At 40.4% G+C, this 22,580-nt stretch carries 18 protein-coding genes; 13 read left to right on the forward strand and 5 right to left on the reverse strand.

Going from position 1 to position 22,580, the window contains the following annotated elements:
* Nucleotides 1-84: 84 nt before the first annotated feature.
* Nucleotides 85-663: an HdeD family acid-resistance protein gene (locus BHV72_RS08030; protein ID WP_005681230.1), complete on the reverse strand. Its 579-nt coding sequence runs from the start codon at nt 661-663 to the stop codon at nt 85-87.
* Between the two features lie 171 nt (nt 664-834).
* Here BHV72_RS08030 and BHV72_RS08035 point away from each other — a divergent pair, with 171 nt between their 5' ends.
* Nucleotides 835-2,922 (forward strand): RNA degradosome polyphosphate kinase, encoded by a 2,088-nt coding sequence (locus BHV72_RS08035; protein ID WP_122295417.1) that lies wholly within the window; start codon nt 835-837, stop codon nt 2,920-2,922.
* Nucleotides 2,922-3,860, forward strand: coding sequence for a Ppx/GppA phosphatase family protein (locus BHV72_RS08040; RefSeq protein WP_055171574.1), 939 nt, complete (start codon nt 2,922-2,924; stop codon nt 3,858-3,860). Before BHV72_RS08035 ends, BHV72_RS08040 begins: the two co-directional genes overlap by 1 nt.
* A 233-nt stretch (nt 3,861-4,093) precedes the next feature.
* Here BHV72_RS08040 and BHV72_RS08045 read toward each other — a convergent pair whose 3' ends face one another.
* The 4 genes from BHV72_RS08045 to BHV72_RS08060 form a co-directional block, all read right to left on the reverse strand.
* Complete coding sequence (locus BHV72_RS08045) at nt 4,094-6,448, reverse strand: LruC domain-containing protein (protein ID WP_022041930.1); 2,355 nt, start codon at nt 6,446-6,448, stop codon at nt 4,094-4,096.
* A gap of 159 nt (nt 6,449-6,607) precedes the next feature.
* The gene (locus tag BHV72_RS08050; RefSeq protein ID WP_022041929.1) at nt 6,608-8,467 is read right to left on the reverse strand and encodes an SLC13 family permease; all 1,860 of its coding nucleotides are present in this window, start codon (nt 8,465-8,467) and stop codon (nt 6,608-6,610) included.
* A 257-nt stretch (nt 8,468-8,724) separates the two neighbouring features.
* On the reverse strand, nt 8,725-9,870 hold the full coding sequence (locus BHV72_RS08055; protein WP_022041928.1) for an iron-containing alcohol dehydrogenase: 1,146 nt from the start codon (nt 9,868-9,870) through the stop codon (nt 8,725-8,727).
* A gap of 86 nt (nt 9,871-9,956) precedes the next feature.
* Nucleotides 9,957-10,097: a hypothetical protein gene (locus BHV72_RS08060; protein ID WP_005675664.1), complete on the reverse strand. Its 141-nt coding sequence runs from the start codon at nt 10,095-10,097 to the stop codon at nt 9,957-9,959.
* A 359-nt stretch (nt 10,098-10,456) separates the two neighbouring features.
* On the opposite strand from BHV72_RS08060, the gene trpB reads away from it, so the two are divergent.
* The 11 genes from trpB to BHV72_RS08115 all read left to right on the forward strand — a co-directional run bounded on the left by trpB (nt 10,457) and on the right by BHV72_RS08115 (nt 22,579).
* Nucleotides 10,457-11,653: a tryptophan synthase subunit beta gene (gene trpB, locus BHV72_RS08065; RefSeq protein ID WP_022041927.1), complete on the forward strand. Its 1,197-nt coding sequence runs from the start codon at nt 10,457-10,459 to the stop codon at nt 11,651-11,653.
* A 36-nt stretch (nt 11,654-11,689) separates the two neighbouring features.
* Nucleotides 11,690-13,096 carry an anthranilate synthase component I family protein gene (locus tag BHV72_RS08070; RefSeq protein WP_122265032.1) on the forward strand — a complete coding sequence of 469 codons (1,407 nt, stop codon included), beginning with the start codon at nt 11,690-11,692 and terminating at the stop codon, nt 13,094-13,096.
* A gap of 52 nt (nt 13,097-13,148) precedes the next feature.
* Nucleotides 13,149-13,715: an anthranilate synthase component II gene (locus tag BHV72_RS08075; protein WP_122295418.1), complete on the forward strand. Its 567-nt coding sequence runs from the start codon at nt 13,149-13,151 to the stop codon at nt 13,713-13,715.
* A 4-nt stretch (nt 13,716-13,719) separates the two neighbouring features.
* Complete coding sequence (gene trpD / locus BHV72_RS08080) at nt 13,720-14,715, forward strand: anthranilate phosphoribosyltransferase (protein ID WP_286855568.1); 996 nt, start codon at nt 13,720-13,722, stop codon at nt 14,713-14,715.
* 3 nt (nt 14,716-14,718) lie between these two features.
* Entirely contained in the window at nt 14,719-15,501 is a 783-nt protein-coding gene (trpC, locus tag BHV72_RS08085; protein ID WP_122295419.1) for an indole-3-glycerol phosphate synthase TrpC, read from the forward strand.
* Between the two features lie 25 nt (nt 15,502-15,526).
* Nucleotides 15,527-16,147 (forward strand): phosphoribosylanthranilate isomerase, encoded by a 621-nt coding sequence (locus tag BHV72_RS08090; RefSeq protein WP_022041923.1) that lies wholly within the window; start codon nt 15,527-15,529, stop codon nt 16,145-16,147.
* Nucleotides 16,148-16,168: 21 nt separating this feature from the next.
* A complete protein-coding gene (trpA, locus tag BHV72_RS08095; protein ID WP_286855569.1) occupies nt 16,169-16,939 on the forward strand; it encodes a tryptophan synthase subunit alpha in 771 nt (256 codons plus the stop codon).
* Nucleotides 16,940-17,139: 200 nt separating this feature from the next.
* The gene (locus BHV72_RS08100) at nt 17,140-18,180 is read left to right on the forward strand and encodes an asparaginase (protein ID WP_005675655.1); all 1,041 of its coding nucleotides are present in this window, start codon (nt 17,140-17,142) and stop codon (nt 18,178-18,180) included.
* 241 nt (nt 18,181-18,421) lie between these two features.
* Entirely contained in the window at nt 18,422-20,806 is a 2,385-nt protein-coding gene (locus BHV72_RS08105; protein WP_130057505.1) for an LruC domain-containing protein, read from the forward strand.
* Between the two features lie 237 nt (nt 20,807-21,043).
* The gene (locus BHV72_RS08110) at nt 21,044-21,409 is read left to right on the forward strand and encodes a response regulator (protein WP_005675653.1); all 366 of its coding nucleotides are present in this window, start codon (nt 21,044-21,046) and stop codon (nt 21,407-21,409) included.
* A gap of 15 nt (nt 21,410-21,424) precedes the next feature.
* On the forward strand, nt 21,425-22,579 hold the full coding sequence (locus BHV72_RS08115; protein WP_286855570.1) for a sugar transferase: 1,155 nt from the start codon (nt 21,425-21,427) through the stop codon (nt 22,577-22,579).
* The last annotated feature ends 1 nt before the right edge of the window (nt 22,580 follow it).

Consider the following 22,580-nt stretch of genomic DNA (forward strand, 5'->3'; position numbering starts at 1 on the left):
GTAGAAATGATCTATTTCTTTTGTTGGTTGTTTTAAGTTTGCAGTGGAGGGGTACCGTGAGGTAGCCCTCTTCTTTTTCTTATTTTATTCAATAATCTTCGCATCCTCAATATCCTCATCGTGATGTGATATCGGGTTCTTCGGACGGCAACGTACAAACTTAAACCAGTTTATCAATTCAGAAAGCGAATATACCAAGCTACTGATACCAATAATTATAAACGCTGTATTACGTGCTCCTGTCGGATTGAATAAAGCAACGATGCCCGCAATTAAAATCAAAGCGGGAACCAGATAAAATGCTCCCGGAACAGGTGTCCAACGACGAGCCATTGACAAGGAAGCTATCTGCTGCACCCCTCCCATTATCAGGATAAAACCTAACAAGAACATCAGGACATCTGCAAAAAATTCGGGCATTACAATCAGCCAAAGTCCGAAAAGCAGACTACCGACTCCTTCTATCGGAAAACGGGGCGAAACTCCGTCTTCGGATTTCTTACGTCCGAAATAGCCGAAAAGGCTGATAACACCGGGAATCAAAAAGGCAACTCCAACCGTAATAACGATATAACTGGCAGCTGTATTAGGCCACAGCACCAACACCAGACCAATCACTAATGCAAAGAGAATACGAATAAGGGAATAATTCATTGTTTTCATAAATTCTATATTTTTTAACCAAGTCTGTTTCAATACTTTTGCGAATATAAGTGTTTCTACTGATATATAAAAATAACAAATAAACATTGTAATAAGTTCGTAACAAAATCGTTATAGCTATTACATCTCACTTAGATACTTTTGCAGAAAATTAAAAATAGATTCTTCATCATGAAACCAAGCGAAACAAGAAAGAAGTGCCCTTATGTTGAGCGTGACATCAGTTGGATGTATTTCAACCAACGTATCTTACTCGAAGCTGCCCGCCCGGAAGTTCCTTTACTGGAACGGCTGACTTTTCTTGGCATCTATTCGAACAATCTTGACGAGTTCTTCCGCGTCCGTGTCGCTACCTTAAACCGGATTATAGAGTATGACGACAAGAATATACAGAAAGAACAGGAAATCGCTGCGCACACACTGAAACAGATAGGTAAACTGCACAACCGTTACTATGAACAGTTTGAAGAAACGTTCGCTTCTATCATGGAAGAACTGAAAAAAGAGAATATCTACGTTATCAAAGAAACGGAAATGAACGATGAGCAGAAAGCGTTCATCACTTCTTTCTATCGTAATAAGCTGAACGGTTCCACCAACCCTCTTTTCCTTAACGGTCCCCGACAGCTGGACGACCAGACAGATGAAGATATTTACCTGGCTATCCGCTTGCTCCGCAAAGATGAAGCAGGAAAAATAAAAGAGAAGGATTACGCGGTTATCCAACTGCCCGTTGGGGAATTCGGACGCTTCATCCAACTACCCGAATCGGAAGGAAAGACCTATCTAATGTTTCTTGATGATGTTATCCGTTACTGCCTGCCAATGATTTTTGTCGGAATGAAATATACGGATTATGAAGCATATACCTTCAAATTTACCAAAGACGCTGAAATGGAAATAGACAGTGATTTGCGGACCGGCGTACTTCAGAAAATCTCCAAAGGAGTGAAAAGCCGCAAGAAAGGCGAACCTCTCCGTTTTGTATATGACGAGCAAATCCCCAGGGACTTGCTAAAAAGACTGACCGACCGGCTGAATATAGACAAGAACGACACCCGCGTAGCCGGCGGACGTTATCATAATTTCAAAGACCTGATGAAATTTCCTGTCTGCGGACACAGTCATCTGAAATATCCGGTTTGGGAACCGATTTTCAAACCCGAACTAAATGGTACAGAAAGCCTGCTGACCCTGATTCGCCAGAAAGACCGTTCACTACATTATCCTTATCATAGTTTTGATACGTTCATCCGCGTACTGCGCGAAGCTGCTATCAGCAAAGAAGTGAAAAGCATCAAGATGACGCTTTACCGACTAGCTAAAGACTCCAAAGTGGTTAAAGCATTGATTTGCGCAGCAAAGAACGGTAAGAAAGTGACGGTAGTCATCGAACTACTGGCACGTTTTGACGAAGCCTCAAATATCAACTGGAGTAAAAGGATGCAGGATGCAGGAATCCGTGTAATCTTCGGGGTGGAAGGGCTGAAGATTCACTCCAAACTGGTGCACATCGGGACAAGACATGGAGATATTGTCTGTATCAGTACAGGCAACTTCCACGAAGGAAATGCACGTATGTATACCGACTATACCATTATGACAACTCACCGTCCCATTGTCCGGGAAGTAAATGCAGTATTTGACTTTATCGAGAAGCCATACACTCCCGTCAATTTCAAAGAGTTGCTCGTTTCTCCCAATGATATGCGTAAACGGTTGATTGCCCTTATCAATAAGGAGATAAAGAACAAGGAACAAGGAAAAGACGCCTATATCCTTGCCAAAGTAAATCACATAACAGACCGCGCACTTATCGAAAAGCTATACGAAGCCTCAGCAGCAGGAGTCAAGATAGAACTAGTTGTACGCGGCAACTGTTCTTTAGTACCGGGCGTTCCGGGTGTCAGTGAAAATATACATATCAATGGAATTATCGACCGTTATCTTGAACACTCACGTATTTTCATTTTCGCTAATGCCGGAGAAGAAAGGTATTATATCGGTTCAGCAGATTGGATGCCACGCAATCTGGACAACCGCATCGAAGTACTGGCTCCTGTTTATGACAAAGAGATACAGGCGGATTTAAAACGGATTGTTTGTTACGGGTTTCAGGATACAGCCAAAGGACGCATAGTAGACGGAATGGGAACCAACCGGATATGGAATTTTCCGTTTACTCCCCCGCTTAGTGAAGAAATGGCATCGCTTTTCCGTTCACAAGAAAAATTATATAACGAATACAAGAACACATGATGATAAATATGAAGAAAGTTAATTATGCAGCAATCGACATCGGTTCCAATGCCGTACGACTACTGATAAAATGCGTAAACGAAGAAAATGCGCCCGAACTTATGAGTAAGGTGCAACTCATCCGTATCCCGTTACGGCTAGGAGAAGACGCTTTCACAGCAGGTATTATTTCAGCAGAAAAAGAAAAGAAACTGATCCGGCTGATGAAAGCTTACAAGCAGTTAATGAAAATATATGATGTAGTGGATTATCGCGCCTGTGCCACGTCCGCTATGCGTGATGCCCGGAACGGTAAAGCTATCGTCCGGCAAATAGCCAAAAAAACGGGTATTCGTGTAGATATTATCGACGGACAGGAAGAAGCGCATATCGTATATGACAATCATATCGAGCAACTGTTTGCTTCCGGACAGAATTATCTATATGTAGATGTTGGCGGCGGTAGTACGGAAATCAATCTTATCAGTAACGGAGAACTGAAAAACTCCCGTTCATATAATATAGGTACAGTCCGTATGCTTAGCGGCATGGTGAAAGAGGAGGAAAAAGAAGCGTTACGTACTGACCTGATTGGCATTGCCACAGAATATGCGCCTGTCAGCATTATCGGTTCGGGGGGAAATATCAACAAACTCTTCCGTCTCGCGGATAAAAAGGATAAAAAGGCTTCTCTCCTACCAGTTGAGTCACTACGTGAGATTTATTTAGCATTACAGGTACTTCCCGCCGAACAGCGCATCAAACAATACAAGCTAAAACCGGATCGGGCAGATGTAATTGTTCCGGCAGCAGAGATATTTCTTGAGGTGGCGACTTATGTAAAAGCTACTGGTATTATTGTACCTACTATCGGATTGTCCGATGGTATCATTGATAGTCTGTACACACAGAATATGAATGTACCACCTGTTTCGCATAATTCTACTTCTCCAAGTTAAAGAATTTATACCTCAGTTTGCAACAATTTATTCGTCTGACAGCTGTCTTCTTTTCGTCTGACAGTTGTTAGACGAAAAGACAACAGTTGTCAAACGAATGTTCAACAACTGTCAGACGAATAAGATCATGTAAAACAAATACTACTACCTTACAATCAAAGCATTAATTCGTAGCAAAAACCACCGGAAAACAAAAACTTCTCCGGCGGTTGACTTATATTTAAAAGAAAAGGTTAGTATTCTATCACTTTATCACTACTTGAAGGCATATTATACCAATCGGTATTAGTACTCTGGTCATGTGCCCAGTCCGCAAACTTAGCATACGCCTCTGTTATCACAGTTCTTTCTGTCGGATATGCGAATTTATCAGGAACGCAAAGAGCCCATGTATTATTGACTACCTTGATAACCTCAAGCACGTTATTATCTGCCAACTGACCATTCGCCGTTGCCGAATTAAATTGATTCAAATGAATCTCCGTTCTCTTTTCACCAGTACCCTGATATGCTATAAAGAAGTCTAAACAGTTTGTTACACTGGGAATGGATACGGCATTTTTAAGTTTGATTATCACTTCAAGAGTATATATATCTGTTAGAGATGTACTTGCATTTCCAGTATTCAGCATAGGACGTTGTGTTCCGGTATATCCATATACAGAATGTGCATCTCCAAACAAAGGAATGACAAGTTCACTGCCAGTCGTCTCATAAGATGCATCTTCAAATATACGGGAAGCAGACAAAGAACCGTCACGTTGAGCGGCGCCGGCTCCAAAGTCAACCGTTTCCACATTACTTTTATTTATTCCCAGTATTCTTAATCCGGCACCTAATTGCTTCATGGCACCCACAGCCTGAAGGTCAACCACGTATTTCAATTCTTTCACTTCATTACCGGCAACGGGTAAAGTCACGTTCAATACAATATCATTGAAATCATAATCGCCTGCTTTGGGATAATTATCTTCGAAAGCATAGGAATAAACGGCTTTCCGAATCTCCACGTCATCGGGGGTATCATCAGAACCATATCCTTCTTTTATACACCCATCTTCATCAGCAGGAAGCAAAAAATCTGCTTTTCCCGGATTGCAATAAGTGGCGGAATTCTGTAAGCCTTTATATACTAACCAGTCGAAAGGAGTCCACAGTGATTGCTCTTTTTCATTAGAAGAGGTCTGGTCTGTTATCTCACAAATAATGTTATTCGTGACTTTCGAATTTGATTCAATGAGCCCTGAAATATTAGCAATCGTATGAATTCTCAACAAAGCCGTTCCCGTTGTGGGACCGACTACATGCCTATATAGACTAGCTTTACCTGTACAGGTCAGTATTGATTGTGCCTCCATCACAATATCATTGTTATTTCCGTTATAACCCAACTCCCCACAAATAGCTTCAGAAGTATGCCCCATTATAAGTGTACCGAACTGAAACATTCCTGCCACATTCATATAACAGCCGTTCTTAACATTGGTATTGTTATTACCATTAATACTACCAGCCTCAATAACACCGTGATTTATCAGTGTTGTACCGCTTGTAGATGCATTGTAAGAATTCAATTTAAGCGTTCCATAATTCATGAAATCAACCCCACTTCCACCGCCATCAATATTTAAACGGGAACAATCAATCATACCAGCATTATAATTACTAAACCCGGCAGAACTATTTGTTATTGAAATATCTCCCTCACCTATAATACTACCACCCGGCATTACAGTTATATAAGAAGCCCGAGTCAATATCAAACTGGCATTTCTAGTTATTTCTATTTTTCCTCCATTTTCAACTATTACCTCCGTTATATCACTGAATTGATTTTCGTTTTCAATCACCCATGTACTTCCTTCAGGAACAATCACTTTCACGGCATTAGCTCCACCCCAAGTTCCTCCTGTAGTAAATCTTGCCCTAAAGCCCCCTTCCTGAATCTTAAACCAACGTTCCTTTTCCTTGAAAACAGGAAGATTATAGGCAGAATACTGGTCAAATCCAGAGCCAAGATCCCAGCCGGACTTAATAATAGTAGCATAGGCCTTTTTATTACTAATATACTCATCTGTATAAGGAGCTGCCATAGCAGGTATATCTGTTATAGTTCTCGTGATAGAACAAGTAGTACTACCTTCTTTATTTCCGAAACAGGCCTTCACCTCTTCATTTTCAATAGCGATCGGTTGCACAAGATAATGTCCTTTTCTGTCTACACGCGCGACAAATACTCTATCGAGTGCAGTAGCACAATCCATTACAACATTAAAAGATGTACTTCTATTTGCAACACCTTCTGCTAAAAGTTTGGCATTACTTTCCGGACTTAAAGGATTCGCATCAAATATCCGTATCGGATAATCCTCTCCTAAATCTCCATTAACCGTCACGTGTGCAGTTACACTACGGGACATAGTCCAGTCTCCGTCAGGATCGATATTCTTTACCGGAAAAGTTTCTTCATAAATCTGTCTCAGTTGTTCTGCATCAAACAGATTTTTCTCATTATCCACACAACTGATAAAAACGGCAGAAGTTGCCAATAAAGAAAAGGTTAATACTTTTGCAATGTTTTGTTTCATAATCCCTTAATGCTTTAGTTCGTTTTATTTATGCGCAAAAACATCCACAACCCTCTCAATCATCGGTCATGGACGGTGCAAAGATAACTGTATTTGCAGATATTAAATAAAAAAAGGCTGCATTTTTCAATACAGCCTTCCTGTTTTTTTCTTTTTCAATCAAAAAGGGAAGATCAAAGGCAAAACAAATATCATCACAATTCCCATGATAATCTGTAACGGTAATCCTACTTTCACATAATCCATAAAAGTATATTGTCCGGCAGGCATTACCAATGCATTAGGCGGCGTAGAGAATGGAGAAGCAAAACACATACTTGCCCCCACTGTCACAGCAAACAGGAAAGGAATCGGGCTAACCCCGATTTGTATAGCACTTTGCAAAGCAATAGGTGCCAGCAGTACCGCAGTAGCCGTATTACTGATAAACATAGTCATCAATGAAGTAGTAAAATAGATACCCGCCATCAGAGCCAATGGTCCATAGGAACCCAATCCGCTCACCAATGTATTGGATATATACTCCGACGCTCCTGTTTTCTCCAATGCCAACGACATAGGCAACATTGCTGCAATGAGTACAATACTTTCCCAATTTATCGTTTTGTATGCGGCCTCTACATTACGGAAACACCCTGTCAGTACCATTAATATACCCGCAATCATAACAGCCGTAACCGGAGCAACCGGGATAAAATCAAATACCATCATTAACACCATTAACACCATGATAGCAGCAGCCACCGGAGCTTTATAGTCTAAAGTTACTTTAGCAGCTTCGGCTAAAGGCTGACCTAATACCACCCAATCAGAGTCTTCCTTACTAAGACGGGCGATATTTCCCCAAGTGCCTTGTACCAAAAGCACGTCGCCACTATGAATATGCTCATTTCCCAAATCCTGTAACAGATATTCCTTTTTACGACGGATACCTAAAACGTTCACATTATATTTATCACGGAATCCGGCTTCTTTAATTGTCTGGTTTACCAAATTAGACGCAGGCATCAATACTATTTCAGCAATACCTATATCATAAAAATCAAGAGAACTAGTTGTATTTTTCGTTTCCTCGGTAGCATGGTCACCTAATATATCGAGCAGATAATCTTCAGCAAACAGTTGTACTTTCTCAAAATCTCCTGTCACATACAGAATATCTTCTACTTGCAAAACCGTATCCGGTGCCGCAAATTTCTGCGTGATAGTTTTCAGGAAACGATGTTGCGATGCATCCCCACGACGGACTTCCATTATATTCAATCCATATTTGCGTCGTATATCCAAATCAATAATCGTTTTTCCCAAGAGTCGGGAATCCCCTATCACCTGCAAACGAAACAGGTTACTGGAAAGCCCGTATTCATTGACCAACTGCTTTAACGATTTTCCTGAACGGTTACTGTCATTCTTCTGTCCTTTTTTAGACAGAAACCATTTACTAAGCGGCATCAATACCAATGTACCGACAATCACACAAACAATGCCAACAGGCAGAAAAGAGAAGAAAGAAAGCGGTTCGAGTCCTGCCGAAGTTAATGTGTTCTGTATCACAAGGTTCGGCGGAGTACCAATCAATGTCATCATGCCTCCCATACTACTTGCAAATGCCAACGGCATCAGCAAGCGGCTCGGATTCATCCCAGCACTCATCGCCAGACTAACCACAATAGGAAGCATTAACGCTACTGTTCCGGTATTGCTGACAAATGCACCGATAGCTGAAGTCACCAACATCACCAATAGAAACAGACGAATTTCACTCGTTCCCGCAAGTTTAAGAATACGCGAACTTATCATCTTTGCCAACCCTGTTTGAAAAATAGCACCTCCTACCACAAACAGTCCGATCATCATAATAACTACCGAATTGGAGAAACCCGAAAGGGCTTCATCAGGAGTTAATATCTGAAAGACAAGTAAAGCAACCAGCGCACATAACGCCACAATATCCGAACGGATTTTACCATTTACAAAAAAGATAGCCGAAAGAACGAGAATAATAATGGTTATCAACATAAGTAATAAAATAAAATGAATGTTTTATTTCGATGATATCAAAAACTTGAGTGAACAAATATAGATATTTCTTCCCCCTTATAGAAAACAAATTAAAATTATTTTTGGTTTAAATGACGTCATTTTAATATCAAACAAGATATTCCCGTATTGCTTTGGGGTGCCAATACACGATACGATTGAACAATAAAAAACTGCCCTGTATACTTTTCTGATAAAAGTCACAAGGCAGTTATTATTTCTTATAGGAAAAGAAATTATAGTGCAGTTTCCAATATCTTACGAGCCACAGCACCTGTCACATTTCCATTTTCTCCATATTTTACTCCTCGCTCATTGAAGCGGCGTTCAATTTCAAGAATCGTCTCCTGGCCGATGTTTTCTTCGTGCAGGCGTGTAGTCAACCCCAATGAACGGAAGAATTGTTCCGTACAGCGGATTGCCTCATCTATTCGTTCCTCTTTTGTACCCGAAGTTATTCCCCATACGCGCTCACCATATTGCACAAGTTTATCTCCTTTGGCTTCCCGAAGCACTTGCAATGTAGCGGGAAGTACAATCGCCAGCGTATGTCCGTGTGTCAACCCGTGCAATGCAGTGATTTCATGTCCTATCATGTGAGTTGCCCAGTCCTGCGATACTCCCATAGCTATAAATCCATTCAATGCCATTGTAGCCGAAAGCATAAAGTCAGCCATAAGTTGATAATCATGCTGGTTCTCACGGATTTTCGGAGCTATTTCTATAAGAGTTTGCAGGAGTCCTTCTGCCCAACGGTCCATGACACGGCTTTGTCTGGGAGTAGTCATATACTGTTCCATGACATGTACAAATGTGTCCGCCAATCCACAAGCCACTTGATGAGGAGGTAAAGTAAATGTTACTTCCGGATCAAGAATAGAGAATAACGGATAGTTGGAATAAAAAGGATATTTTTCTTTGGTTTCACGACGTGAGATCACTGCTCCATTGTTCATTTCCGAACCGGTAGCGGGAAGCGTCAACACAGTGGAAAGAGGTACAGTGTGGGTAGCGGGACGTCCGGCAAGCACCAAGTCCCAAGCATCACCGTCATACAATAACCCGGCAGAGATTAATTTTGTACCGTCAATCACGGAACCACCACCAACAGCTAATAAATAATCTACCTTCTCTTCTTTTCCCAAAGCAATCGCTTTGCGGAGAGTTTCGATAGCAGGATTGGGTTCAATCCCCCAAAATTCAACGGTATAATGATTCTTCAGTGCTTCCTTCACCTGATCGTATACCCCGTTTTTCTTTACACTTCCACCGCCAAAAGTAATCATGATACGTTTGTCGGACGGAATTTCTTTCGCCAATCGGGCAATCATCCCGCGCCCCATTATCAGTTTGACGGGATTTTGAAAGATAAAATTTTCCATATCTTGTCTATTGTTATTATTTCGGTTATTATTCACTTTTCATGTTTCATGCAAATATACACGAATTATCTGAAACCTTGTCGGAATCAGGCTATGAATTGCTGCGTAAGAGAAGGAACCATAGCCGACAACCAAGGTTTCATATCTTCTGCTACCAACAACCAATAAAGTAATAATATAACGAAAATGGCAATAGCGATACCTACTAATACTTTTCTCTGTTTCATAATTGTTTTCTGTTTAAATATTCAGTATTTATAAGAACAGATCAGGGGGAAAATTGTTCTATATCAGAAAAATGAAGGGGAAAATGAAAAAAAGTCATTTTTTGTTTGTTGTTTCAAACAAAGTGTCTATATTTGCTCCCGTTAAATAACAAATGACAATGAGAACTATATTAGTAAATACATATTGGTGGTGGCGTCCGTTACAACTCCGACAGTCGTAAGGGAGCAGCGCTCGTATGTATATACCTCATTAAAGATATAACAGATTTGAAAGAGCCCTGTCGCAACTTGCGGCAGGGCTTTTTTATTTGCCCGTTTCTAAACATCGAAAAAAATAACATATAAAAATAGATAGGATTATGAAAAGTTTTTTAGTTGACCAGGATGGCTATTACGGAGAGTTCGGCGGTGCTTATGTACCGGAAATTCTCCACAAATGTGTAGAGGAACTGAAGAATAAGTACCTCGAAGTACTTGAGAGTGAGGAATTCAAGAAAGAATTCGAACAGTTGTTACGTGATTACGTAGGACGTCCTTCCCCACTCTATCCGGCAAGGCGCCTTTCGAAAAAATATGGTTGCAAATTATATCTGAAACGGGAAGACTTGAACCATACAGGTGCCCATAAAATCAACAACACTATCGGACAGATTCTATTGGCACGCCGCATGGGAAAAAAGCGCATCATCGCCGAAACCGGCGCCGGCCAACATGGAGTGGCTACCGCTACCGTATGTGCACTAATGAATATGGAATGTATCGTATACATGGGAAAAACGGATGTGGAACGCCAGCACATCAACGTTGAGAAAATGAAAATGCTGGGAGCTACCGTAATCCCTGTCACCTCCGGGAATATGACACTGAAAGACGCTACCAACGAAGCTATCCGCGACTGGTGCTGTCATCCCGCCGACACTTATTATATCATCGGTTCTACTGTAGGACCTCATCCTTACCCGGATATGGTGGCACGTCTGCAATCCGTTATCAGTGAAGAAATCAAAAAGCAACTTCAAGAAAAAGAGGGACGCGATTACCCCGACTACCTGATAGCCTGTGTAGGAGGAGGAAGTAATGCTGCCGGAACTATTTATCATTATATCAACGATGAGCGGGTAGGTATCGTCCTGGCAGAAGCCGGAGGCAAGGGAATAGAAACCGGAATGACCGCAGCTACCATTCAACTTGGCAAATTGGGAATTATCCACGGAGCACGTACTTACGTTATCCAAAACGAAGACGGACAAATTGAGGAACCTTATTCGATTTCTGCCGGACTCGATTATCCGGGTATCGGACCGATACACGCGAATCTTGCCGCACAAAGACGCGCCAACGTTCTGGCAATAAACGATGACGAAGCCATAGAAGCTGCTTATGAACTGACTAAGTTTGAAGGAATTATCCCCGCACTGGAATCAGCTCATGCGCTTGGCGCTTTAAAAAAGTTGAAATTCAAACCGGAAGATGTAGTCGTATTAACTGTATCCGGACGTGGCGACAAGGATATAGAGACTTATTTATCCTTTAACGAAGAAAAACAGGACAATTAGTTCACAGTAATTTGTAACTTGTAATTTGTAATCAAAATGAAAACATTCAATTATACTACCCACAGTAAACAGGTGTTGGGAGATATGCATACTCCGGTCAGCATTTATCTGAAAGTGCGTGATATGTATCCGCAATCTGCATTAATGGAGAGTTCCGATTATCACGCCGGAGAAAATTCACTGTCATTCATCGCCCTTTGTCCACTGGCAAATATCGGTGTGAACAGTGGTATAGTCACAGCCAACTATCCGGACAATAGCCGCACGGAAGAACCGCTGACGAAAACATTCACCGTAGAAAAGGCAATGAACCGATTCATCAATCAATTCCAAGTGACCGGAGAAAATAAGAATGTATGCGGACTTTATGGATACACGACTTTCAATGCCGTGAAATACTTCGAACATATTCCCGTTAAAGAGAGCCACGATGAACAGAATGATGCACCGGACTTATTATATATATTATACAAATACATAATTGTCTTCAATCATTTCAAAAATGAATTGACACTCGTAGAGATGTTGACCGAAGGGGAAGAAAGCGGCCTGCCGGAACTGGAAGCAGCTATTGAAAACCGGAATTATGCTTCTTACAATTTTTCTGTGACAGGTCCCGTTACCAGCCCTATCACAGATGAAGAACACAAAGCCAACGTCCGCAAAGGTATTGCGCACTGTATGCGTGGCGATGTATTCCAGATCGTTCTTTCCCGGAGGTTCATTCAGCCTTACGCCGGAGATGATTTCAAAGTATATCGGGCACTCCGCAGCATTAACCCTTCCCCTTATCTTTTCTATTTCGATTTCGGAGGATATCGAATCTTCGGTTCTTCACCGGAAACACACTGCAAGATTGAAAGCAACCATGCTTATATCGATCCGATTGCCGGAACAACACGCCGGAGTGGCGATATCGTGAAAGACCGTGAACTGGCAGAAGCATTACTGGCTGATCCTAAAGAAAATGCGGAGCACGTTATGCTGGTAGACCTTGCCAGAAACGACTTGTCACGTAATTGTCATGATGTACGGGTACTTTTCTATAAAGAGCCACAATATTACAGTCATGTCATCCACTTGGTTAGCCGTGTCAGTGGTGAATTGAACGAGGATGCGGACAAGATAAAAACTTTTATTGATACGTTCCCTGCCGGCACTTTGAGCGGCGCGCCCAAAGTACGTGCCATGCAGTTAATTAGTGAAATAGAACCTCACAATCGCGGAGCTTACGGTGGTTGTATCGGTTTTATCGGATTAAACGGTGAATTGAATCAAGCCATAACTATCCGTACCTTCGTCAGTCGCAACAATGAATTGTGGTTTCAGGCAGGAGGTGGTATTGTGGCACGGAGTCAGGATGAATACGAATTGCAAGAAGTCAACAATAAGTTGGGAGCACTGAAAAAGGCGATTGATTTAGCCGTTCAATTAAAGAACTAAGCAGAAAAAATAAAGTAACCTGTTTAAGCAACAATTTTACAATAATCATAAAATGAAAATATTACTTTTAGATAATTACGACTCTTTCACCTACAACTTATTGCACGCAGTGAAAGAATTAGGTGCTACGGACATAGAAGTAGTCCGCAACGATCAAATAGGACTTGATAATGTGGAACGATTCGATAAAATCATCTTGTCTCCCGGGCCGGGTATCCCGGAAGAAGCAGGTTTATTGTTGCCTATTATCAAAAAGTATGCAGCCACGAAAAGTATTTTAGGTGTCTGTCTGGGACATCAGGCTATCGGCGAGGCTTTCGGTGCACGACTGGAGAATCTGAAAGAGGTATATCACGGTGTACAGACCCCGGTCAGTATCCTACGACAAGATGTATTATTCGAAGGGCTGGGAAAAGAAATTCCCGTAGGACGTTATCACTCTTGGGTGGTCAGCCGGGAGGATTTTCCTGACTGTCTGGAAATAACGGCAGAAAGCCGGGAAGGACAAATCATGGCATTGCGCCATAGGACCTATGATGTGCACGGGATACAATTCCACCCCGAATCAGTATTAACTCCGCAAGGAAAAGAAATTATCAAGAACTTCTTAAACAATTAAATTTATGAAACAGATTCTATACAAGCTTTTCGAGCATCAATATCTGGGACGTGATGAAGCCCGTACTATCTTACAAAATATCGCACAAGGAAAATATAACGATGTACAGGTGGCCTCACTCATCACTGTCTTTCTAATGCGCAATATCTCAGTCGAAGAATTATGCGGCTTCCGCGACGCATTGTTGGAAATGCGCGTTCCGGTTGATTTAAGCGAATTTGCGCCGATAGATATTGTAGGAACCGGTGGTGACGGGAAAAACACGTTCAATATTTCCACAGCATCTTGCTTCACGGTAGCCGGAGCAGGTTTCCCGGTCGTGAAACATGGTAATTACGGAGCAACATCTGTTAGTGGCGCCAGTAACGTAATGGAACAACATGGTGTAAAGTTCACCGACGATATAGATCAGTTGCGCCGCAGCATGGAACAATGTAACATTACTTATCTGCACGCTCCGTTGTTTAATCCGGCATTAAAAGCGGTCGCTCCGGTTCGCAAAGGACTTGCCGTGCGTACCTTTTTTAATATGCTCGGCCCGTTAGTAAATCCAGTATTACCGGCTTATCAACTTTTGGGAGTTTACAATCTTCCGTTATTACGCCTCTATACTTATACTTATCAGGAAAGTAAAACCAAATTTGCCGTTGTTCATAGCTTGGACGGATATGATGAAATTTCTCTGACGAATGAATTTAAGGTAGCAACGAGTGACAACGAAAAGATTTATACTCCCGAAAGCCTCGGATTCTCCCGTTATAGGGACATTGACCTGGATGGCGGTCAGACACCGAAAGAGGCTGCCAAAATTTTCGATAATATCATGAATAATACAGCAACTGAAGCTCAAAAAAATGTAGTAGTAGTTAATTCGGCTTTTGCCATTCATGTTATTTGTCCGGAAAAGACTATTGAAGAATGTATCACTCTTGCAAAAGAATCACTAGAAAGCGGAAGGGCACTGAATACATTAAAGAAGTTTATTGAACTCAATAATTAAAATATGAAAGATATATTATCCGAAATCATAGCAAATAAACGATTTGAAGTAGATCTGCAAAAACAGGCGATTTCTATCGAGCAGTTGCAGGAAGGAATTAGTGAAATGCCGTCTTCCCGTTCCATGAAACAGGCATTAATTTCCTCGTCTCCGGGAATTATAGCAGAGTTCAAACGTCGTTCTCCGTCCAAAGGCTGGATAAAGCAGGAGGCTCGTCCGGAAGAAATAGCTCCGGCTTATGCGGCTGCGGGGGCCTCTGCGCTCTCTATCCTCACGGATGAGAAGTTTTTCGGAGGGAACTTGAAAGACATTCGCGCTGCACGTCCTTTGGTAGATATTCCGATTCTTAGAAAAGATTTTATCATTGACGAATACCAACTCTATCAAGCTAAAATTGTTGGTGCAGATGCTGTACTTCTCATTGCCGCTGCTTTGAAACCGGAAAAATGCAATGAACTTGTGAAGAAAGCACACGATTTAGGTCTGGAAGTACTACTAGAAATTCACAGTTCCGAGGAGTTAACTTATATTAATGAGAAAATAGATATGGTGGGAATCAACAATCGGAATTTAGGAACATTCTTCACTGATGTGGAAAACTCTTTTCGGCTGGCCGGACAACTTCCCCAAGATGCAGTATTGGTATCCGAAAGCGGAATCTCCGACCCGCAAACTGTAAAACGTCTGCAAACAGCCGGATTCCGGGGATTCCTGATCGGAGAAACATTTATGAGAACTACACAACCGGGAAACACCTTAGGGAATTTCCTGCAAGGTATACAATAAATCAATTATTCAAAACAGAAGATTTATGGTCAACGGAAAAATCATCAAAGTATGCGGTATGCGCGAAGCCGAAAACATACAGGAGATAGAATCGCTCCAAGATATAGATATGCTGGGATTTATCTTCTATCCCAAATCTCCCCGGTATGTCTATGAGCTTCCGGCTTATCTGCCTATCCACACCCACCGTGTCGGTGTTTTTGTGAACGAAGACAAGCAGATTGTCAGTATGTATGCTGACCGTTTCGGACTAAACTATGTGCAACTACATGGAAATGAGTCACCGGAATACTGTCGATCATTGTATTCCATGGGGATAAAAATTATCAAAGCCTTTTCTATATCCCATCCGAAAGATCTGAAAAATGTATATAAGTATGAGAAAGTCTGTGACCTTTTCCTGTTCGATACCAAATGCGAACAATACGGCGGCTCCGGTAACTTGTTCGACTGGAATATTCTGCATACCTATAACGGTCTCCTTCCTTTCCTTCTTAGCGGAGGCATCAACTCTTACAGCGCCAACGCACTAAAGGAGTTCAAACATCCACGTCTCGCCGGTTACGACCTGAACAGCCGTTTTGAATTGGAACCGGGGAAAAAAGATCCGGTACGAATCCGGACATTTTTAAATGAACTAAAATGATAAATTTAATTTTTTAAAGTCATGAACAGAATTAACCAACTCTTCAATAGCAATAAGAAAGATTTACTTTCCATTTATTTTTGTGCAGGTGATCCAACTTTGGACGGTACTGCCGATGTGATCCGTACCCTCGAAAAGCATGGTGTCAGCATGATCGAAGTCGGAATCCCCTTCAGTGACCCAATGGCAGACGGTATTGTCATTCAAAATGCCGCAACTCAAGCATTACGCAACGGAATGTCCCTAAAGGTACTTTTTGAACAATTACGTAACATCCGCCGGGATGTAAAAATCCCATTAGTATTAATGGGCTATTTAAACCCGATTATGCAGTTCGGATTCGAAAATTTCTGTCGCAAATGCGTGGAGTGCGGAATCGACGGTGTTATTATTCCTGACCTTCCCTTCCATGATTACCAGGAACGCTATCGCATCATTGCCGAACGTTACGACATTAAAGTGATTATGCTTATCACCCCCGAAACCAGCGAAGAACGTGTACGTGAGATTGATGCACATACAGACGGATTCATTTATATGGTTTCATCGGCAGCCACTACCGGAGCTCAACAGGATTTCAATGAACAAAAACGGTTATACTTCAAGAAGATTGAAGATATGCATCTAAAAAACCCATTAATGGTAGGATTCGGAATTTCTAACAAGGCAACTTTTCAGGCTGCCTGCGAACATGCTTCAGGAGCTATTATAGGTAGTCGATTCGTCACCCTGCTCGAAGAAGAAAAAGACCCGGAAAAAGCTATTCTCAAACTGAAAGAAGCACTGAAGTAAGTTTATAGAAGTAATCAGGAGTAAGTAGTTACTACTTTAGCTACTTACCCTGCTTTTCCTTTTAATTCCTAGCATACATCCGCATAAATATTCAATATTATAACATTTTACGCTAAAATACAAACAAATTTATCATTTACTATCCATAATTCGCAATTAATCTATATCTTTGTCAGCGTTTTAACAGTAATTCAACAATTATGAGAGCAGAAACTCCTTCCGTTTTGTTAATTTACACGGGTGGAACTATCGGAATGATAGAAAACCCAGAAACTGGTGCGCTAGAAAACTTTAATTTCGATCATCTGCTCAAGCACGTTCCTGAGCTAAAAAGATTCAACTATCGCATTTCCTCCTATCAATTTAATCCTCCTATCGATTCTTCGGACATGGAGCCTGCTTACTGGGCAAAACTGGTAAAAATCATCAATTACAATTATGATTATTTCGACGGTTTTGTGATCCTTCACGGAACAGATACAATGGCATATACAGCCTCCGCCTTAAGTTTTATGCTTGAGAATCTGAGTAAGCCTGTGATCCTCACCGGCTCCCAACTCCCTATCGGAACTTTGCGTACAGACGGGAAAGAAAATCTCATCACTGCTATTGAAATCGCTGCTGCAAAAAATCCGGATGGCACTGCTATCGTTCCGGAGGTATGCATTTTCTTTGAAAATCATCTGATGCGTGGTAATCGTACCACCAAAATCAATGCAGAAAACTTTAATGCTTTTCGCTCTTTCAATTACCCGCCTTTGGCACGAGTTGGCATACACATTAAATACGAGCCCAACCTCATTCGTAAACCAGACCCTACGAAGCCGTTAAAGCCGCATTACTTATTTGATAACAATGTGGTTATTTTAACCCTTTTCCCTGGTATTCAAGAGAGTATTGTAACTTCACTCCTTCATGTTCCCGGATTAAAAGCTGTGGTAATGAAAACTTTCGGTTCAGGAAATGCACCGCAAAAAGAATGGTTTATCCGTCAATTAAAGGAGGCTACTGAACGAGGCATTATCATTGTCAACATCACCCAATGTGCTTCCGGAGCAGTCGAAATGGGACGTTACGAAACCGGAATGCATCTCTTGGAAGCAGGTGTTATCAGCGGATACGACAGTACCCCTGAATGTGCTATAACAAAACTAATGTTTCTATTAGGACACGGACTGCCCAACAAAGATATACGATACAAAATGAACTCCTGTTTAATAGGAGAAATCACCAAGTCTTAAGACACCCATTCGATTATTATAATCCTTTGATTCTCAAATCTGATATATCTGTAGATTTGAAAATCAAGGGATTTCTTATCATATAAAAAGTCTTAATCGCACCTACTAGAGCTAAAATAGAACCGAAACGGAAATTCAATTGTTTTTCCTACATAAAATAACAGAAAATACAGCCTAAATATAAGACATGCGGCTATTTTTGCATTAGATTTTGGTTACAAACAATCAAGCAATATTAATTATGATGAAAAAAACAATTCATTTCATGCCAATCATTGCAATAGCAATGGGAGGTATCCTGTTTAGTTGTGTTGACTCGGGGAAGGATTTGTATGATCCCTCCTACGAAACGTCCAACCCAATGGGAGACGGTTTTGCTGCTCCTGATGGTTTTGATTGGAGCACAATCAAAACAGAAAATGTCACAGTCGAAGTTAAAGATGAAGAAGGAGGGTTATATTCCTACTTAGTAGAAATATATACAGAAGATCCTCTTACTAATGAAAACGCATCTGTACTGGCTACAAGGACAGCAAATAAAGAGAATAACTTTAAAGCTACAGCTGCTATCACTCTGCTACCTACGCAAAAAGGTATTTATATAAAGCAGACTGATCCCAGAGGACGTGTAGAGGTATATCTGTTTGATGTGCCGGAAGATAATGACAACTTTACCTGTAAACTCTACTATCAAGAATCTGCTGCTCAAAACAGAGTGTTAATGAGCCGTACCGCTACCACAAGAGCTGTTTCACCCGAGAAACCGGTTTATACTTCCATACCAAGTGAAGCAAAAGAAATTACAGAAATGCAAGGAACAACTTTACTGCGTGACGCTTCCTATAAAATTACCTCTGACTATAACGGTACATTCAAATTTGACGGATATGACGGTGAGATTAAAACCAAAGTTTACGTTGATGCAACATGGACAATTCCGACTACATTCCAGTTCCAGAATGGTATTGAAATCATAGTTATGGACAATGCTAAAATAAAAGCATCCGGAGTGATGACTTTTATAAGAAACTCCATGCTGACTGTCATGGATGAAGGAAACGTTGAAGCCGAAAATATATCATTTACTAACGGAGCACCTGCGGCATTAAGAAACTGGGGTAATGTATCAGTTACAAACACTATGACATTACATTCGGGAGCTACACTCTACAACGGAGGTACTATAACAAGCAAGGACATAGCAATTAATTCAAATACCCAAATTATCAACGACAATAAGATTGAACTTGAAGGAGAGTTTAACCTTCCGTCTAATTTCTCATTAGAAAATAACGGAGAGATTTATGGAAAAAAAATGATTGCAAACTCAGATGCTGTTATCACAAACAAAAATATAATCATTTTTGAGACGATCAGTTTCACTAATCCTACCGTCAACAATAGTTGCAGTATGGAAGCCACTATTTCCTTCTACGCAAACGGAATTAAGTTAAACTTAACCCAAGGATATATCAAGGCACCTAAAATGGAGTTCCAAAACGGAGTTGTTAACTTGAATAACGGCTCTATGCTGGAAGCAACTACAAGACTGGATATACCTCCTGGTTATGCTACGTTCTATGGAAAAGGTGAAAACACCTCTATGATAAAATCTCCCATTATAGCCGGTCAAGGATTTACTTATGACGGCAATTTGGCTATTGAATCAGATAATCATGTAGAGAAAAGTCCACATTGGACTAATTTTCATGTACAGAACGGCGCATATATTACAAAAATAGGAGAATCCAAAGTAACTATCGAAGTTTGTACAGGAACAAAGAACGAAGGAAATAAGGGAGAAGAACCAGAGGAACCTAAATTCCCGATCATAGTGGATGATACACATAATTATGCATATTTATTTGAAGATCAATGGCCATTATATGGAGACTATGATATGAATGATTTAGTCATGATTATCAAAGAAAGAACGATTTCTCTCAATAAGAATAATAAAGTGGAAGAATTCAAATTAAGCATCGATTTAGCCGCTACCGGAGCTACTAAAAGTATTGGAGCTGCTATCATGTTGGACGGTGTTCCTGCCAGCGCAATTATGCAACCTGTTGAATTTAGTGACAACTCTCTTATCAAAAGCTTCAACCTGAACAGTAATAAGATTGAGAACGGACAAGATTATGCAGTTATTCCGTTATTCGACGATGCGCACAAAGCATTGGGAAGAGATCGGTATGAACAAATTAACACCTTTGCCAATCATTCAAACAATACGAATGTTAAGAACATCAGTTTCACCATAAAACTCAGCAATCCGATTTCTCCGGATGAATTAAACATCAACAAACTGAATGTTTTCATTTTTGTGGAAGGAAATAGAAATAATCGTAAAGAAATTCATGTTATCGGCTATCAACCAACCAAACTAGCTAATACTGATTTATTTGGAGGAAATAATGATAATAGTTCTGTTTCCGGTAAGAAATATTACATCAGTAAAGACAATCTGGCATGGGGAATCATGGTCCCTACTGACTTCAAGTGGGCTTTAGAATATGTAAATATAAAAACTGTTTATTCCTTGTTTACAGATTGGGTAACTAGCGGTGGTGTTAAGAATCAGGAATGGTGGAAAACATTCGATTCATCTAAAGTGTACAAATAACAACCAAATATTTATTGATAACACGGATTTCATATTGATGAAATCCGTGTTTTTCTATTAGAACATCGCACTGAGAGATTTATTAGATAAAATAAATATATATCACGAATTTTACTTGTCAATATTGAGAGATTATTCTAAAATAATATCTATATTTGCAAACTGTCATAAATAATCTGTGACAGTAAGCTAATCTATAAATCAATAACAAAGCAAGCGATAGAAAGGTCTATTCGTATGAAGAAAAAAATATTACTAGTCGATGATAAAGCGACTATTGGAAAAGTTGCCGGTATATACCTAGGTAAGGATTATGATTTTACCTATTTGGAAGATCCCATTAAAGCAATAGAATGGCTGAATGAAGGTAACGTACCTGATCTTATCATTTCAGACATCCGTATGCCGTTAATGACAGGTGACGAATTTCTAAGATATATGAAAAATAACGAGTTATTCAAGTCAATACCTATCGTTATGTTATCTAGTGAAGAAAGTACAACCGAAAGAATCAGATTGCTGGAAGAAGGAGCGGAAGATTATATTTTAAAGCCATTCAATCCACTAGAACTCAAAATTCGAATCAAAAAGATTATCGATTAACACCAGATCCTCTATATGCAATATTTTGTTTACATAGGCAAAGATAGCAAGACTATAAACCTATTCTCTAAACTTAGCATAGGGGTATTTTATGCAGCATCTAATTGTAATCAAGCAATTAAGGTACTAGACAAGATACGGGAAAAATACGATACAGCTCTGTTTTTCGAACAGATAAATCTATCCCAAGATATTGCAAATATTCATTATATGCGCAAAAAGTATCCGGGACTTTATATGGTACTCGTCATTGATTCTTTATCTAAAGAAGAAGCTCCAGAATATCTCAAAGCCGGTATAAATAATACCATTAAATACGAAACGAATCCGGAATCCTTGCAGGCTCTGTCAACCTTCCTGAAACATAGAAAAGATCAAAAGATACAGGCACTTCAACTCAAGACGCAAAACTTGAATGCTTTCCGCCTACCTTTATGGAAAAGAGCTTTTGATATCGTCTTTTCAGGAATGGCATTGTTATGTCTTTCCCCACTTCTCATACTCACAGCACTGGCTATCCGCCTAGAAAGCAAAGGTCCTATTATTTACAAATCCAAACGTGTAGGAAGCAATTATCTGATTTTTGATTTTCTCAAATTTCGGTCCATGTATACCGATGCCGACAAACATTTGAAGGATTTCAATACGCTCAACCAGTATCAGCAAGAGGAAGATATTTGGGGAGAAGAGCAAGAGACCGAAGAAATTCAAAAAGTGGACGAAGAAGAAATTCTCCTGATATCTGATGATTTCGTTATTTCCGAAGAAGATTATATTCACAAAAAATCGAAAGAGAAAAGTAATGCTTTTGTCAAGTTGGAAAATGATCCTAGAATAACGAAGATAGGGCGCTTCATTCGTAAATATAGTATTGACGAATTACCACAGCTTATTAATATCTTAAAAGGAGATATGTCCATAGTAGGTAATCGCCCTCTCCCACTCTACGAAGCCGAATTACTAACTAGTGATGAACATATCGACCGCTTTATGGGACCGGCAGGACTTACCGGGCTATGGCAAGTAGAAAAAAGAGGTGAAGCCGGCAAGTTATCTGCGGAAGAACGCAAACAGTTGGATATCAAGTATGCAAAGACATTCTCTTTCTGGTTGGACATCAAAATTATTCTGAAAACAGTTACTGCATTTATTCAAAAAGAGAACGTATAAC

The sequence above is a fragment of the Bacteroides sp. 43_46 genome, assembly GCF_001915455.1.
Lineage (GTDB): Bacteria > Bacteroidota > Bacteroidia > Bacteroidales > Bacteroidaceae > Bacteroides > Bacteroides caccae.

Bases quoted from the DNA above. Each gene is read 5' to 3' on its own strand.
- BHV72_RS08030 (WP_005681230.1), bottom strand. From the start codon at position 663: ATGAAAACAATGAATTATTCCCTTATTCGTATTCTCTTTGCATTAGTG.
- BHV72_RS08035 (WP_122295417.1), top strand. From the start codon at position 835: ATGAAACCAAGCGAAACAAGAAAGAAGTGCCCTTATGTTGAGCGTGAC.
- BHV72_RS08040 (WP_055171574.1), top strand. From the start codon at position 2,922: ATGATAAATATGAAGAAAGTTAATTATGCAGCAATCGACATCGGTTCC.
- BHV72_RS08045 (WP_022041930.1), bottom strand. From the start codon at position 6,448: ATGAAACAAAACATTGCAAAAGTATTAACCTTTTCTTTATTGGCAACT.
- BHV72_RS08050 (WP_022041929.1), bottom strand. From the start codon at position 8,467: ATGTTGATAACCATTATTATTCTCGTTCTTTCGGCTATCTTTTTTGTA.
- BHV72_RS08055 (WP_022041928.1), bottom strand. From the start codon at position 9,870: ATGGAAAATTTTATCTTTCAAAATCCCGTCAAACTGATAATGGGGCGC.
- BHV72_RS08060 (WP_005675664.1), bottom strand. From the start codon at position 10,097: ATGAAACAGAGAAAAGTATTAGTAGGTATCGCTATTGCCATTTTCGTT.
- trpB (WP_022041927.1), top strand. From the start codon at position 10,457: ATGAAAAGTTTTTTAGTTGACCAGGATGGCTATTACGGAGAGTTCGGC.
- BHV72_RS08070 (WP_122265032.1), top strand. From the start codon at position 11,690: ATGAAAACATTCAATTATACTACCCACAGTAAACAGGTGTTGGGAGAT.
- BHV72_RS08075 (WP_122295418.1), top strand. From the start codon at position 13,149: ATGAAAATATTACTTTTAGATAATTACGACTCTTTCACCTACAACTTA.
- trpD (WP_286855568.1), top strand. From the start codon at position 13,720: ATGAAACAGATTCTATACAAGCTTTTCGAGCATCAATATCTGGGACGT.
- trpC (WP_122295419.1), top strand. From the start codon at position 14,719: ATGAAAGATATATTATCCGAAATCATAGCAAATAAACGATTTGAAGTA.
- BHV72_RS08090 (WP_022041923.1), top strand. From the start codon at position 15,527: ATGGTCAACGGAAAAATCATCAAAGTATGCGGTATGCGCGAAGCCGAA.
- trpA (WP_286855569.1), top strand. From the start codon at position 16,169: ATGAACAGAATTAACCAACTCTTCAATAGCAATAAGAAAGATTTACTT.
- BHV72_RS08100 (WP_005675655.1), top strand. From the start codon at position 17,140: ATGAGAGCAGAAACTCCTTCCGTTTTGTTAATTTACACGGGTGGAACT.
- BHV72_RS08105 (WP_130057505.1), top strand. From the start codon at position 18,422: ATGATGAAAAAAACAATTCATTTCATGCCAATCATTGCAATAGCAATG.
- BHV72_RS08110 (WP_005675653.1), top strand. From the start codon at position 21,044: ATGAAGAAAAAAATATTACTAGTCGATGATAAAGCGACTATTGGAAAA.
- BHV72_RS08115 (WP_286855570.1), top strand. From the start codon at position 21,425: ATGCAATATTTTGTTTACATAGGCAAAGATAGCAAGACTATAAACCTA.